This window comes from Roseomonas sp. AR75 (genome assembly GCF_005222815.1).
Lineage (GTDB): Bacteria > Pseudomonadota > Alphaproteobacteria > Acetobacterales > Acetobacteraceae > Falsiroseomonas.
This window is the reverse complement of sequence record NZ_STGB01000005.1, coordinates 183,177-196,743: the sequence shown is the minus strand read 5'-3', so window position 1 is coordinate 196,743 and position 13,567 is coordinate 183,177. Positions and strand designations below refer to the sequence as shown.

Annotated in this window: 16 protein-coding genes; 5 read left to right on the top strand and 11 right to left on the bottom strand. The window is 72.7% G+C overall.

Going from position 1 to position 13,567, the window contains the following annotated elements; translation table 11 throughout:
- Positions 1–10: 10 nt before the first annotated feature.
- On the bottom strand, positions 11–1,174 hold the full coding sequence (locus E4T13_RS20610) for an EAL domain-containing protein (RefSeq protein WP_137180230.1): 1,164 nt from the start codon (positions 1,172–1,174) through the stop codon (positions 11–13).
- The gene (locus E4T13_RS20605; RefSeq protein ID WP_137180229.1) at positions 1,171–2,202 is read right to left on the bottom strand and encodes a hypothetical protein; all 1,032 of its coding nucleotides are present in this window, start codon (positions 2,200–2,202) and stop codon (positions 1,171–1,173) included. The genes E4T13_RS20610 and E4T13_RS20605 overlap by 4 nt, the downstream gene beginning before the upstream one ends.
- A gap of 67 nt (positions 2,203–2,269) precedes the next feature.
- On the opposite strand from E4T13_RS20605, the gene E4T13_RS20600 reads away from it, so the two are divergent.
- The gene (locus tag E4T13_RS20600; RefSeq protein ID WP_137180228.1) at positions 2,270–2,992 is read left to right on the top strand and encodes a metallophosphoesterase family protein; all 723 of its coding nucleotides are present in this window, start codon (positions 2,270–2,272) and stop codon (positions 2,990–2,992) included.
- A gap of 6 nt (positions 2,993–2,998) precedes the next feature.
- On the opposite strand, the gene E4T13_RS20595 is transcribed toward E4T13_RS20600, so the two are convergent.
- On the bottom strand, positions 2,999–4,279 hold the full coding sequence (locus E4T13_RS20595) for a sorbosone dehydrogenase family protein (protein WP_240791225.1): 1,281 nt from the start codon (positions 4,277–4,279) through the stop codon (positions 2,999–3,001).
- Entirely contained in the window at positions 4,279–4,710 is a 432-nt protein-coding gene (locus tag E4T13_RS30255) for a DUF2231 domain-containing protein (protein WP_206030262.1), read from the bottom strand. The genes E4T13_RS20595 and E4T13_RS30255 overlap by 1 nt, the downstream gene beginning before the upstream one ends.
- 292 nt (positions 4,711–5,002) lie before the next feature.
- Between E4T13_RS30255 and rfaE1 the strand changes: the two genes are divergently transcribed.
- Together rfaE1 and dgt are read left to right on the top strand one after the other, a co-directional pair.
- Entirely contained in the window at positions 5,003–6,463 is a 1,461-nt protein-coding gene (gene rfaE1, locus E4T13_RS20590) for a D-glycero-beta-D-manno-heptose-7-phosphate kinase (RefSeq protein ID WP_137180226.1), read from the top strand.
- Entirely contained in the window at positions 6,463–7,794 is a 1,332-nt protein-coding gene (gene dgt, locus E4T13_RS20585) for a dGTP triphosphohydrolase (RefSeq protein WP_137180225.1), read from the top strand. Before rfaE1 ends, dgt begins: the two co-directional genes overlap by 1 nt.
- 78 nt (positions 7,795–7,872) lie before the next feature.
- Here dgt and E4T13_RS20580 read toward each other — a convergent pair whose 3' ends face one another.
- The 3 genes from E4T13_RS20580 to E4T13_RS20570 all read right to left on the bottom strand — a co-directional run bounded on the left by E4T13_RS20580 (position 7,873) and on the right by E4T13_RS20570 (position 9,648).
- Positions 7,873–8,463, bottom strand: coding sequence for a hypothetical protein (locus tag E4T13_RS20580; RefSeq protein WP_137180224.1), 591 nt, complete (start codon positions 8,461–8,463; stop codon positions 7,873–7,875).
- Between the two features lie 101 nt (positions 8,464–8,564).
- Positions 8,565–9,101, bottom strand: coding sequence for a hypothetical protein (locus E4T13_RS20575; protein WP_137180223.1), 537 nt, complete (start codon positions 9,099–9,101; stop codon positions 8,565–8,567).
- A 67-nt stretch (positions 9,102–9,168) separates the two neighbouring features.
- A complete protein-coding gene (locus tag E4T13_RS20570; protein WP_137180222.1) occupies positions 9,169–9,648 on the bottom strand; it encodes an MmcB family DNA repair protein in 480 nt (159 codons plus the stop codon).
- A gap of 6 nt (positions 9,649–9,654) precedes the next feature.
- Between E4T13_RS20570 and E4T13_RS20565 the strand changes: the two genes are divergently transcribed.
- Together E4T13_RS20565 and E4T13_RS20560 are read left to right on the top strand one after the other, a co-directional pair.
- Complete coding sequence (locus E4T13_RS20565; protein ID WP_137180221.1) at positions 9,655–10,158, top strand: Rrf2 family transcriptional regulator; 504 nt, start codon at positions 9,655–9,657, stop codon at positions 10,156–10,158.
- A gap of 111 nt (positions 10,159–10,269) precedes the next feature.
- Entirely contained in the window at positions 10,270–10,650 is a 381-nt protein-coding gene (locus tag E4T13_RS20560) for a hypothetical protein (RefSeq protein WP_137180220.1), read from the top strand.
- 8 nt (positions 10,651–10,658) lie between these two features.
- On the opposite strand, the gene E4T13_RS20555 is transcribed toward E4T13_RS20560, so the two are convergent.
- From E4T13_RS20555 to E4T13_RS20540, 4 genes are all read right to left on the bottom strand, one after another.
- A complete protein-coding gene (locus E4T13_RS20555; protein WP_137180219.1) occupies positions 10,659–11,180 on the bottom strand; it encodes a GNAT family N-acetyltransferase in 522 nt (173 codons plus the stop codon).
- A 67-nt stretch (positions 11,181–11,247) separates the two neighbouring features.
- Positions 11,248–12,444 carry an amidase gene (locus E4T13_RS20550; protein WP_137180218.1) on the bottom strand — a complete coding sequence of 399 codons (1,197 nt, stop codon included), beginning with the start codon at positions 12,442–12,444 and terminating at the stop codon, positions 11,248–11,250.
- A gap of 115 nt (positions 12,445–12,559) precedes the next feature.
- Entirely contained in the window at positions 12,560–12,745 is a 186-nt protein-coding gene (locus E4T13_RS20545; RefSeq protein ID WP_137180217.1) for a hypothetical protein, read from the bottom strand.
- A 26-nt stretch (positions 12,746–12,771) separates the two neighbouring features.
- The gene (locus E4T13_RS20540) at positions 12,772–13,485 is read right to left on the bottom strand and encodes a GNAT family N-acetyltransferase (protein ID WP_137180216.1); all 714 of its coding nucleotides are present in this window, start codon (positions 13,483–13,485) and stop codon (positions 12,772–12,774) included.
- Positions 13,486–13,567: the final 82 nt, after the last annotated feature.

The window sequence follows — 13,567 nt, the reverse complement described above, 5'->3', positions numbered from 1 at the left end:
GCGGCGGGCGCTACGCTCCCCGCCGCCGCCTTTCGATCAGCGGCCCCTGGAACAGCCGGATGCCGGCCTCCCAGCCCCAGGCGATCGCGGCCGGCCGGTCCACCCCGGCCAGCACCACATGCTCCGACGCGGCCTGCAGCAGGCGCCGCACCGCATCCGGCACCGAGGAAGGCAGCTCCGCCGACCAGCGCAGCCGCACCATGTCGAGCCCCAGGCGCTCCGGCGGCAGCAGCGCGATCAGCGCCGGCGTCGCGTCGTCCAGCGCCAGGCGGAAGCCGCGCTGGCGCAGCAGCGGCGACAGGCGGCGCACCGTGCGTGGGTCGGCCAGCACATCCGCGGGGCGCAGGCCGATGATCACCTCCGCACGCCGCCCGGCGGGCAGCGCCTCCGCGAAGCGCGCGAAGATGCCGCTTTCCAGTGTCGCCGGGGCCAGCGGCAGCCCGACCGGCCGCCAGGCGAGCTGCGCCGCCGGCCGCGCCATCTCGATCAGCATGCGCCCTTCCGCCATCCGCCCCAGGCGGCGCAGCAGCGCGGGCGCGGCGTCCAGGTCGCGGCCGGGCAGCACCATCGCGCCCAGCGCCGCCCAGGCGATGCGACGATCCTCCCACACCGGCTCCGGCGCGCCGCCTTCGGGGTCGAGCCGGCAGACGGATTGCGCGAGCGTCGCGGGCTCGAGATCCGCCGCGGCCAGGGCGCGTTCGGCGGCGGCGAGTTCGGCGCTGCCCAGCGGCGCCGCCCCGCCGCTGTCCGGTTCGGCGGAGGCCGCCTCGGCCGGCTCCATGCCCAGGCTCTCGGCCGCGGCACTGAGAAGCTGCGCCGCCTCCTCCGGCAGGCGCAGGCGTCGCACCGCGCCGGCCGAGCCGGCATCCAGGCTGCGCAGCAGCGCCGCCTGCGCCTGCTCCAGCGCCGGTGCCGGCACGCGCGCCACGGCGACGACGTCGCCATTCGGCAGGTCGAAGATGTTCGCCCGCGTCGCCGCCAGCGCGCTGTCCAGCGCATCGCGCAGCAGGCGGCGGTGATGCGGCCGGCGCAGCGCGGGGGCGAGGCCGGAGAGGCGCAGATGCAGCACTTCCCGCGCTGCGTCGGCGGCCACGCTCTCCCGCACCAGGCTGGCGAGGTCCAGCGCGGCCTTCGTTCCGGCGCGGCCTGCGCCGTCCCGCGGCAGGGCGGTCACGGCGCGGCGCCTTCGAGTTGCGCGATGCCGAGTTCCGCCGCGAAGTGCCGTGCCTCCGCCGTCGTTGCGTCGGCCAGCACCAGCCGCGCGGGATCCAGCGCGGCGAGCGCGGCGCGCGGGGCGGGGGCCGCGAGGTCGGGCGACCAGTGCAGGCGCAGCAGCGCGCCCGGCAGCGCCGCCGGGTCCAGCACCGCCAGCGCGGCGGCGTCCAGCCCATCCAGTTCCAGCGCGATGCCGGACGCCGCGAGCCTTGCGCGGCGAGCTTCCAGCCCGGTGGGATCACCGGCCTCGGCCAGCGGCATGGTGGCGACGAGCACGCCCGGCGGGGCACTGGCGCCGGAGGGCAGGGCAGGGGGCAAGGGCAGGTGCAGCCGGGCCGGGCCACCGGCGCCGAGCAGCGGCCGCGCCTCCTCCGCCCGGGCCAGGGCCGCCAGGAGCCGGGCGGCGAAGTGGCGCGACGCGTGATCCAGCAGGTCGGTATCGCCGCCAAGCGGCCCGAGCGCCTCCGCGATGCGGGCGCGGTCAGGTTCCAGCCGCAGGAAGCGCGGCGCGGCCGCGCCGATCGCCGTGCCGCCGGAGCGGCGGATGAAGTCCGGCAGCGCCAGCCCCGCCAGATGCGCATCCAGCGCTGCCAGCCCCGGGCCATGCTGCGCCGGGCGGGGCAGGGCGGGCGGTCCGCCCGCGGCATAGGCCGCCAGCGCGGCGGCATCGTGCTCCAGTGACCAGATCAGCGTGCCGGCAGGGCCGACCAGGCGTTCCAGCAGGTGGCGCAGCCGTGCCGCGCGCCCGGCCTCGGCGCCGACCAGCAGCAGGTCGCCGCGCCGCCCGTCCAGCACCTGCCCGCCGGCGGCCAGTGCGCCTTCCTGCAGCAGCGCCCGCGCCACCTTGCGCCGGTGCGGCGCAGCTTCCTCGATGCGGAGCACCACCCGGCCGGGCTTCCCCACACCAAGGCGCAGCGCGCGGCCGAGCGGGTCGTCCGGCCAGCTCTCCGGCGGCGGCGCAAGGGTCTTCTTGGATGTGCCGGGCATGTGTCTCCCGCCCCGGCCGGCGGATGGCGACGTCCTGCCGCGGCCGGGCTAGCTTGGGTCGGCGATGATGACCGAAGACTTAATGTGGGCGCCGGCCCCCGGCTGGCTGCCGGCGGGGGTGCGCGTCTATGCGATCGGCGACGCGCATGGCTGCGCCGGGCGCCTGGCGGAGATGCACCACCGCATCTCCACCCACGCCGCCGCCAGCAAGCCGGCGAAGCTGCTGCTGGTGCATCTCGGCGACTATGTGGATCGCGGGCCGGACAGCGCGGGGGTGATCGCCCTGCTCCGCGCGCCGGTGCTGGTGCCCGGCGCCGAGAGCGTGAGCCTGATGGGCAACCACGAGCAGATGATGCTGGCTGCGCTGGACGCCGCGGCCGATGACCGGATCCGCGGCTTCTGGCTCGACAATGGCGGCGCGGCGACGCTCGCCAGCTACGGCGCGGATGCGGAGGACAGCGGCACCTGGTCGCTGGTGCCGGCGGGCGATCGCGGCTGGCTCCGGCGCCTCCGGCCAAGCCTGGCGCTCGGTGGCTACTTCTTCGCCCATGCGGGGGTGCGGCCGGACCTGCCGCTCGACCGGCAGGAGCCGGTGGACCTCGCCTGGATCCGCGAGCCCTTTCTTTCCTGGCAGGGGACGTTGCCCGCGGTGGTCGTGCATGGCCACACGCCGGTGCGCGCGCCGGAAGTGCGGTCGCATCGCATCGGCGTGGATACCGGCGCGGTGTTCGGCGGCGCGCTGACCTGCGCCGTGCTGGAAGCCGAGCGCATCGGCTTCCTCACGGTGTAGCGCGGGTCAGCGTTCCGGCGTGACGCGCCAGATCGTGTTCGACAGGTCGTCCGCGACCAGCAGCGCGCCGCGCGGATCCACCGCGACGCCGACAGGCCGGCCGCGCGCGTTGTTGTCCGCGGTCAGGAAGCCCGTCACCACATCCACCGCGTCACCCGAGGGCTGCCCGTCCTGGAACGGGACGAAGACCACGCGATAGCCCACCGGCTCGTTGCGGTTCCAGCTGCCATGCTGGCCGACGAAGGCGCCCTGCGCGAAGCGCTCGCCCATCGCGGCGCTGGAGAAGGCAAGGCCGAGTGCGGCGACGTGCGAGCCGAGGGCGTAATCCGGCGCGACCGCCGCGGCGACCTTGTCCATGTCCATCGGGCGCACGCGCTCATCAACGTTCTGGCCCCAGTAGCTGTACGGCCAGCCATAGAAGGCGCCTTCCCGCACCGAGGTCAGGTAGTCCGGCACCAGGTTCGGCCCGATCTCGTCGCGCTCGTTCACCACGGCCCAGAGCTGGCCGGTGCCGGGCTGGATGGCGAGCGCGGTCGGGTTGCGCAGGCCGGTGGCGTATTGCCGGTGCCGTCCGGTCTCGGCCTCGATCTCCCAGATCATGGCGCGGTCTTCCTCCGCCGCCATGCCGCGCTCCGTGATGTTGCTGTTGGAGCCGATGCCGACATAGAGGAATCGTCCATCGGCACTGGCCGTCATCGCCTTGGTCCAGTGATGGTTGATCACCGCGGGAAGCTGCGCGACGAGCGTCGGCTCCCCGCTCGCCTCGGTCTGGCCGTCCTGGTAGTCGAAGCGCACCAGCGCATCCTCGTTGGCGACGTAGATGGCGCCGTTGACCAGCGCGAGCCCATAGGGCGCGTTGAGGTCGTCGGCGAAGACGGTGCGGGTCTCGTAGGTGCCGTCGCCATCCGCGTCGCGCAGCAGCGTCAACCGGTTCCCGCCGGGCACCGAGGATTTGCCGAGGCTCTTGATGTAGCCGGCGATCACATCCTTGGGCCGCAGCGCCGGCGCGCCGCCGCCTGACCCCTCCGCCACGAGGATGTCGCCATTCGGCAGCACCAGCATCTGGCGCGGGATGCGCAGCTCCGTGGCGATCGCCTGGATGCGATAGCCCGCCGGCACCGTTGGCAGCGCAGTGCCCCATTCGGCGGGGCGGGGGATCGTCATGGCCGGCAGCAGGCCGCGCTCCGGCGCCGGAAGCTGCGGGTTGGGGCCGCGCTGCTCGGCAACGGGGTCGCCGTCGCAGGCGGTCAGGGCGACCGCCGCGGCGATCAGGAAGGCGGCGCGCATCAGATCGTTCCCCTCGCGTGAGAGCCGGAATAGCCGAGCCAGGACGCGACCAGCGCGAGCAGCGCCACGACGGCCGAGAGCCAGGGCGCCTCCGGCATCACCGCGTAGGCGTCCTTCGAATGCACCAGCGCGTTGATGAGCCCGAGGCCCCACATGGCCAGCAGCACCACGAAATAGATCGCCGCATGCCGGCGGCCCGGTGCGCGGATGCGGATCAGGTCGATCAGCGCCCAGAGCAGCGCGAAGCCGCCGAACAGCAGCCCCCCGGCGATCAGCCAGGAGGAGAAGTTCGTCCATTGCACGTGGAATGTCCGCGCATAGGCGATGTCCGCCAGCAGCGCGCCGAGGAACAGCGGCAGCGGGAATGCAAGCAGGATCGCATGCAGCGGGTGCAGGGGTCGGGCGAAGACCGGGGCTGTGGTGGCTGACAAGGCCTGTCCTCTCGTGGCGGAGCCCGCCTGCGGGATGGCGTGGCGGGGCTGTGTCGTATCGGGCGGCGTAGGGCCAACGAGGCAGGACCGAGCGGGTTGCAGGCAGCCGCCCAGCCTCCCGCAGGCTTGCCCGGCGGCAGTGCGGGCGTTCGGCTCGTAGGTGCGATCCCATGCCGCAGGCGTGATGCGCCTGCGCCCGCGTGACCGGAAACCTGCAAAGCCTGCCTTGCGCAGGGTGCAAGGGGTAGGGTAGGCGGTTGACATGCAAGGCCCCGCGCCCGGCGATCGCCCGATGCCCGAGATCCCGGCTGGGGACCTCGCGGATGCCGTCCGACAGCTTCGCCGCGCCTCGGTGCTGGTGGTGGGCGATGCGATGCTCGACCGCTACGTCTATGGCCGCGTCCAGCGCGTGAGCCCCGAGGCGCCGGTGCCGGTGATCGCCGTGGAGCGCGAGGTCGCGATGCCCGGTGGCGCCGGGAACGTGGTGCGCAACCTCACCGCCCTCGGCGCGGCGGTCGCCTTCGTCTCGGTGGTGGGCGACGACCAGGCCGGCAGCGACCTGACCGGGCTCATCGGCGGCCAGCCCAATGTGGAGCCCTGGCTGCTGGTGCAGGGCGGCCGCGCCACCACCACGAAGACCCGCTTCATCGCGGCCGGCCAGCAATTGCTGCGCGCCGACCACGAGCAGTCCAGCCCGATCCATGAGCGCCTGGCCGAGCGCATGGTGCGCATCGCCGCGGATGCCGTGGCGGCGACCACGGTGATGGTGCTGTCCGACTACCAGAAGGGGGTCCTGGCCGGCGACACCTGCCAGCGCCTGATCGCCGCGGCACGCGCGGCCGGGCGGCGCGTGGTGGTGGACCCCAAGGGCAACGACTACAGCCGCTATGCCGGCGCCGACCTGATCACGCCGAACCGCGCCGAACTGGCCCAGGCCACCGGCACCAAGCTGCCGACCGAGGAGGCGATCGTCGCCGCCGCCACCTCCCTGCGGGAGAAGCACGGCTTCGGCGCCGTCCTGGTGACGCGCAGCGAGGACGGGATGACGCTGGTCGATGCCGCGGGCGTCCGCCACTTCCCGGCCGAGGCGCCCGAGGTGCACGACGTCTCGGGCGCCGGCGACACGGTGGTTTCGGTGGTCGCGGCCGGGCTTGCCGCGGGCCTCGCCGCACCGCTCGCCGCGCGTCTCGCGAACATCGCGGCGGGCATCGTAGTGGGCAAGATCGGGACCGCCGTCGCCCGCGAATCGGACCTGCTGGAGGCGCTGACGCCCGAGCGCGGCGCGCTGCGCAAGGTGATGGGCCGCGCCCAGGCGGTGGAGCAGGTGGAACGCTGGCGCCGCCGCGGCTGGCGCATCGGCTTCACCAATGGCTGCTTCGACCTGCTGCATCCGGGCCATGTGCATCTGCTGGAACAGGCGCGCGGCTGGTGCGACCGGCTGGTGGTGGGGCTGAACACCGATGCCAGCGTGAAGCGCCTGAAGGGTGCCTCCCGCCCCATCCAGGGGGAGGCGGCGCGGGCGGCGGTGCTGGCGAGCCTGGCCTCGGTGGATTGCGTCACGCTGTTCGACGAGGACACGCCAGTGGAACTCATCCGCCAGTTGCGCCCGGAAGTGCTGGTGAAGGGCGCCGACTATACGGTTTCGCAGGTGGTGGGCGGCGACCTCATCGGCGAATGGGGCGGCGTGGTGCGGCTGGCCGAACTTCTGCCGGGGCAGAGCACGACCGCGACGGTGGCCAAGATCAAGGGCTGATGGACTGGGCGCTGCTGTTCCGCGACGACCGCTTCGAGGGCGGCGCGCGGCGCCCGGACGACCACCGCAACGCCTTCCAGATCGACCAGGACCGCATCGTCTTCTCCCGCCCCTTCCGGCGGCTGCAGAAGAAGACGCAGGTGCATCCGCTGCCCTCCAACGCGCATGTGCGCAACCGCCTGGTGCATACGCTGGAGGTCGCCAGCGTCGGGCGCTCGCTGGGCTTCGCGACCGGCACGGCGCTGCGCGAGGCGGGCGTGGACTTCGGCCGCACGCCGGACGACCTCGGCTATCTCGTGCAGGCGACCTGCCTGGCGCATGACATCGGCAACCCGCCCTTCGGCCATGCCGGGGAGGAGGTGATCGCCGCCTGGATGGCCGCTTTCCTGGCGCGGCCGGAGGTGGCGGCGCTCGGCCTCGATGCCGATCTCGCCTGCTTCGACGGCAATGCGCAGGGCTTCCGCATCCTCACGCGCGCCGATGGCTACCGCCAGCGCGGCGGGATGAAGCTGACCGTCGCGACGCTTGCCGCCTTCCTGAAATACCCCTGGGATGCCGCCGATGCGCGCGCCGCGCGGGGCGGCAGGGCAGGCGTGAAGTTCGGCCGATTCGCGACCGAGGCCATGGCATTCGCCACGGTGCGCGACGCCGCGGGGCTGGATGGCACCAATCCGCGCCACCCCGCCGTGTGGCTGATGGAGGCGGCCGACGACATCGTCTATTCGCTCGCCGATCTCGAGGATGCGGTGGAACTCGGGATCGTCGGCTACGACACCTATCGCGACCTGGTCGCGCCGTGCTGCACCAGCACCCGCAGCCTCGACGCCGAGGAGACCGTGCCGCAGCGGATCGCCTATCTGCGCGCGCGGGCGATCGGCACGCTGATCGAGGCCTGCGTCGCAGCCTTCCTGGCGCATCGCGATGCGATCCTGGCCGGCGCGGTGCCGCCCGGGACCGGCCTGCTCGATCTCTGCGCGGGCGAGGGGCTGCGGCACGCGCAGGCGCTGGCGGCGATCAAGCGGCACAATGCGCGGGTGATCTACTTCCATCCCCGCAAGATCGAGTTCGAGATCGGCGCGCAGGACGTGCTGGGCAAGGCGCTGGAGGTCTTCGTGCCGGCCTGCCTTGCCTTCGTGCGGGAAGGCGGCGACCGCGCCGCGCTGACGCATCGGCAGCGGCAGGTGCTGTCACTGATGCAGGACTACGAGCCGCGCGCGGATTTCTCGTCGTCCGAGAACATCCGCTGCGCGATCGACTTCGTGGCGGGAATGACGGACGACTACGCGAGCTATCTGGCGGCGCGGCTGCGGGGGCTGGATCCGGCGCTGTAGGCGTGTGGACGTCGCGTTGGAACGGCCGCCTCGCAGGAGGCATCGTCGGGCCGCTCAGCGCGCTGCCCAGCGACGAACTTAGCGATTGCCAGGGCCAAAGGCGACCACAGCAGGAACGGCGCGGAGTTCTCTCCAGAAGGCGTATTGCGCGATCGCGCCCGAGGCGGCGAACAGCAGGCGGACGTGCCACAGATATTCTGGATCGATATGCGGTTGTCCGCCCCGCAGGCCGATAACGAGCCACAGCGCGACCGGGCCCAGCGCGAACCCGCAGGCAAGGTAGGACCATCGCGATCGCAGCCCGGCCGCGGCAAGGAGTCCGTGGACGGCGAGGCCGAACACCGCCGCCGCAGGCAGGAGGAACAGCGCAGAGATCGGCAGAATCAAAACGCTGTAGACCAATCCCATCATCGCCGAAGCGACCAGGGCCAAGCCGAGATGCTCGACCGCTGCCAGGAAGGCGCCACCGACGGCGAAGCCCCCGTCTTCGCAGCAACCGGCAGCGGCTTCGACCGCACCGACAACGGCGCGCGCGAACATCCAGCCGCAAAGAAGGACCCCGGCAGCGATTTGCGCCACAGCGGCGGCCACGAAACTCGCCCGCAGCGCCGGTTTCGTCGCCACGGCGTCCCAGGCGCGTTTCCAGGGACGCTCGGTCAGTCGCGCCACGCTCGACGTCCTGCTGGTTGAGCCTTCTGCCTCCGTGAGCGTAGGTGTCTGGCTAGGCAAAGTCCAACACGCCACCCGAAGCGCCGCCCGCGGTTGCGAATTCAGGCCGTCACGACCGGGCGGTCGGGGCGGAGCGTCAACCAGAACGCAAGCGCAGCACCAAGGCCGCCGAGGCTTGCCAGTCCAAACAGCAAAATCTGGCCCTCGTCAAAGAACGGAGCGGGCCCCACGCGCCGTTCAGTGACGGCATAGATCGCTTGCGGCAGCCAGATGGCCAGCGGCCCAGCCAGGATTCCCAGGGCGAGATAGGCGCGGAGTGATCGTCGGTGGAAGGCTACGAGCAGCAGGTGACACGGAATGACCGCGAGCAAGGTCAGAGGGACGGTGACGATCCAGCCATAGGCGAGCGTGGCGGCCCACGCCAAGATGCCACTTTCCATACGCGCCGACAGGCTCGTATCGCCGTCGCGCAGACCGGCAAACACGACCAGCCAGGCCGCCACCGCCATGAGCGGCCAGGCAGCAGCACAGACGAATGTTGCCCCGACCGGCGCCATCAGCGCGGCCAGTACAAGCCGCCCGATTGAGCGACCGGCCGCCAGACGTCGTGACCAGGATGTGAGGGTGACGGCAGACATTCCGGCACCATACCAGCCTACGCGCCGCCTCGGGCATCCTCCATGACCGCCCGAGAACGGGGGACGGTCACTCCACCCTGAGCGCCGCCCGCAACTCGGAAAACCCCGCAGGGTCCTGCATGGCCGCAAGCCGCCCCGCCGCCGTCATGGCATAGCGGTGCAGCAACGCCTTCCGCCGTGCGCCCGCCAGCCGATGGTCCGGGGCGTCCCGCACCAGCTCGGCATCCGGACCGTCGGCCACCATCAGCCCGACCTCCTCCGGGATCAGCGCGCGTGGGAAATCCAGGTCCACGGCGAAATACAGCCTGTCGCAGAAGTCGCGGTACTCCGGCCACTTGCCATCCGAGAGGAAGTCGCGCGCGCAGGACTTCACCTCCACCACCACGAAGCCGCCATCCGGCAGCAGCGCCAGGATATCGGCGCGGCGGCCGTTGGGCAGGGGCATCTCCGTCACCGGCGCCCAGCCGCGGCGGGCACAGAATCGTGCCGCCGCGCGGCATATGGCGAGCGTCCGGGCAGCCGGTGCCGGGGAGAAGGCGAGCGTCATGTTGCGATGTTCGTGCTCTGTTCAGTCGATCGTCAAGTCTCTGTAGAAAGCCAGGGAACCTCGGCACTCATTGCGCGTGAAGGCCGGACCATGGTCGCCACGCGCTTCGCAGTTGCCATCCACATTCTCCTGCTCCTTGCCTCCGAGCCAGGCGGGCAGGCCACGAGCGGACGGATCGCCACAAGTGTCGGGACAAACCCGGTGGTGATCCGACGATTGGCCGGGCAGCTTGCCCGCGCCGGCCTGCTGCGGGTGCGCCGCGGTCCCGGCGGGGCCGAGCTGGCACGTCCCGCCGAGGAGATCAGCCTCGCCGAGGTCTGGGCGGCAATGCGCCGGCAGGGCATGCCGCTGCTGCCGAGCCATCCCGGCCCGCGCGGCACAGGCGATGCGCTGGGCCGCGCCGTGCCGGGGCTGTTGCGCGGCGTGCTGGACGAGGCGGAGCAGGCGATGGAGCGGGAACTGGCCGGCACGACGCTGCGTCAGTTGCAGGAACGGCTGGTCGATGCGTGACCGGCGGCGCTGCGGCGCTGCCGCGCGCCTGTCGCCCGTCGCGAATTGACGGTTGAACGCCACCGCGCCGCGCGGTCATGCTGCCGCCGTCCGGCCGGGGTGAAGCTGTCGATGGATCCTCTGGAGTTCGTCACCGATCGCAGCATCCGGCGTGCGCTTGGCTTCGCCGGCCTCGGGATCGGCATGGTGATGCTGGCGCTGTCCTTCGACCTGCCGCTGGCGCTGCGCAGCGGCGCCGACCTGGTCGCGATCGTGGCCGTGGCGCTGCTGGTGATCGCGTGGCGCACGCCGCATCGCGACATCCGCCGCAGCGAATCCTGGATGATGCTGAACGACCTGCTGCCGGAGGCGATCCCCGGCGTGCCGCGCGCGGAGGTGCAGCGCCGCCTGAAGGAGACGCTGCGCCGGCGCCTGCTGTGGCATGCGGAGCGAGTCGGGATGCTGGCCGTGGCGCTTTGGAGCCTGACGCTGTTGGCCGCGTTGCTGCGGTAGCCGGGGGGTCAGCCCGGCAGGCTGCGATCGCCCTCGCCCAGCGTCTTCTGCATCAGCACCACATCGACCCAGGCGCCGAATTTCAGCCCGACCGACTTCAGCACCCCCGTCTGGCGGAAGCCGAGCGAGACATGCAGGCCGATCGAGCCGACATTGTCGGCATCGCCGATCACCGCCAGCATCTGGCGGAAGCCCGCCGCCTCCGCGCGGTCCAGCAGCGCCTGGACCAGCGCCTTGCCCACCCCCTGGCCGCGCACGTCGTCCCGCACGTAGATCGCGTTCTCCGCGCAATGCGCATAGCCCGCGAGGTCGCGGAACTGCGTGTAGAAGGCGAAGCCGAGCAGCGTCCCGTCCTCGGCATCGGCCACCAGCCAGGCCCAGCCGCGGTCGCGGATGCGCGCGAGGCGCCGCGCCATCTCCGCCTCGTCCGGCGGCGCGACCTCGAAGGTGCCGGTGCCGTGCAGCACGTGATGCGCGTAGATCGCGGTGAGCGCGGAGACGTCGGCGTCGGTGGCGTCACGGATCTGCATGGCCACGCCGCTTAGTGTGCCGCGCGTGGCGCGGCAAGCGGCAGGCCCGTGACGAAACGCGGCGTGCTCACGCCGGGAGGCGGAGCCGCGCGGCCACGCGCTCGGCCAGCGCCAGCAGAGCGCGGTCGCGGCCGGGTGCCGCCACCAGCGAAAGACCCACCGGCGCGCCCTCCACCTTCGCCGCCGGCAGCGTCACCTCGCAGAGGCTGCCGAGGCCGGAGATGGCGGTGACGTTCAGCGTGCGCTCCCGCACCGCCTGCTGGACCTCCGGCGTCGCGTCCAGCTTCGGCGCGGGCACCGGGGAGGTCGGGTAGGCCATCACCGCTCCCCCCGCCAGCACGGCGCGCAGCCGGGCGCGGAAGGCCTCCCGGAAGCCGCGCGCGGCATGGGCCTCGGCCGGGTCCACCGCCTTGGCCGCGGCGAAGCGCTCGCCGACGCCGGGGCCGAATGACGGCCGCGTCGCGTCCACCCAGGCGCCGAGCGTCGCCCAGGCTTCCTCCGCCTGGATCACGCGGAAGGTGTCGTAGAGCCGGTCGATCCCCTCCGGCACCAGGGTCACGCCGAGCGCCGCGCCGAGTTCCTGCTCCACCGCCTCCAGCGCGCCGGCCAACGCGGTCGCGGTGCCCGGGACGGCGTTGATCCAGGCCTCCTGCACCTTCAGCAGCGGCCCGAGCGGCATCGGGTCGCCCGCCGGCAGCAGCACCTCGCCCACCCGGCGCAGCAGCGACGCGCCGCGGGTGAACCAGCCGGGCGTGTCGAAGCAGGGGGCAAGGCCGCAGGCGCCGGCCAGGCTGATCGCGCCCCAGGACGGGCGGATGCCGAAGATCCCGCAATAGGAAGCGGGGATGCGGACCGACCCGCCGGTGTCGGAGCCGAGCGCGAAATCCACCAGCCCCGCCGCCACCGCCGCGGCCGAGCCGCAGGAGGAACCGCCGGGGAACCGGTCGGGCGCCGCCGGGTTGGTGGGCGTCCCGTGCCAGACATTCTCGCCGGTCAGTCCATAGGCAAGCTCGACCGTCTTGGTCTTGCCGCGCAGCGTGGCGCCGGACAGCAGCAGGGACTGCACGATGGGCGCGTGGGAGGCGGCGGGTGGATGGGTGCGCGCCCAGTCCGGGTTGCCGTAGCCCGTGACATGGCCCGCGATGTCGAACAGGTCCTTGGCGGCGAAATCCAGCCCGGCCAGCGTGCCGTCCTGCGTCCCCGCCACATCCACGCGGCCACCCGGCACGAAGGCGCCGACCCGGTCCTCGATCTCGCGCGGCATGGCGGCCTGGCCCTTCTCCGATCCGATCCTGGTCGCAACCGAATGGTTACGGGCCAAGCCTGCGGCAGCCGAGGGGCGAAGGCAATGCTCCGGCCGGGGCGCAGCGCCGCCCGGATCAGGTCAGCGGCAGCAGCATCGCCTTGGCGGCCAGCGCCGCCAGCGCGGCGAGCGCCACCGCGCCGGGCTGGCGCATGCGGCCATCGCTCAACGCGTAGACGACGATCGCGACGATGAGCCCCCAGGCAGCGACCTCGCTGAATTCCAGCGAGCGGTCGATCAGCACCGTGTCGAGTCCGGACATGGCTGTACCTCCCGATGCAGGGGCCATCATGCACCCATCGGCCGGTCGGAAGCCAGCGTGGCGGTAGCCGCCGAGAGCGATCGGCGCGGCGCGCCGGCATGGTCCCAGTTGGCGTCGTCGAGCCAGCCCGCGATCGCGTCGCGCCGCGCCGGCCATTCATCGGCCAGGATCGAGAGATAGGCGGTGTCCCGCCGCCGGCCCTTCACCACCAGATGGGCGCGCAGCGTGCCTTCGTACACGAAGCCGAGCCGGGCGGCGGCGGCGCGGGACGGGGCGTTCAGCGCGTTGCATTTCCAGACCAGCCGGCGATAGCCCAGATCGTCCATGGCGTGGCGCATCAGCAGGAACATCGCCTCGGTGGCGGCGCGGCTGCGCTGCATCGCCGGGGCGAACCAGATATGCCCGATCTCGATGGCGGCATTGCCGGGCTGGATGTCCATCAGCGTCAGCCAGCCCTGCACCCGGCCGGAGCGGAGCGGGCGGACCGCCCAGGCCATCGGGTCGTGGGTACTGGCGAAGGCCGCCACATGGCGCCGCATCGCCGCCGCATCGGCGAAGGGGCCGTATCCCATATAGGCCCAGGAATCGCCCTCGGGGTCGGACTGCGCCGCCTGCCACAGATCCTCGGCATGGCGCAGCGCCAGCGGCTCCAGCGCCACCGCGGCGCCGCGATGGGGGATGCGGGCGGGCAGGGGGCGCGGCGTGGCGTCCACCTCGGGTCCGACGGGGGGATGGGTCATGCGGGGCCTCGGGCTTGCCCGTGCAGCATGCGCCGGCGGGGGTTCTTGCGCCACCGCAAGGCGGCGCGCGCTTCCGCGTTGC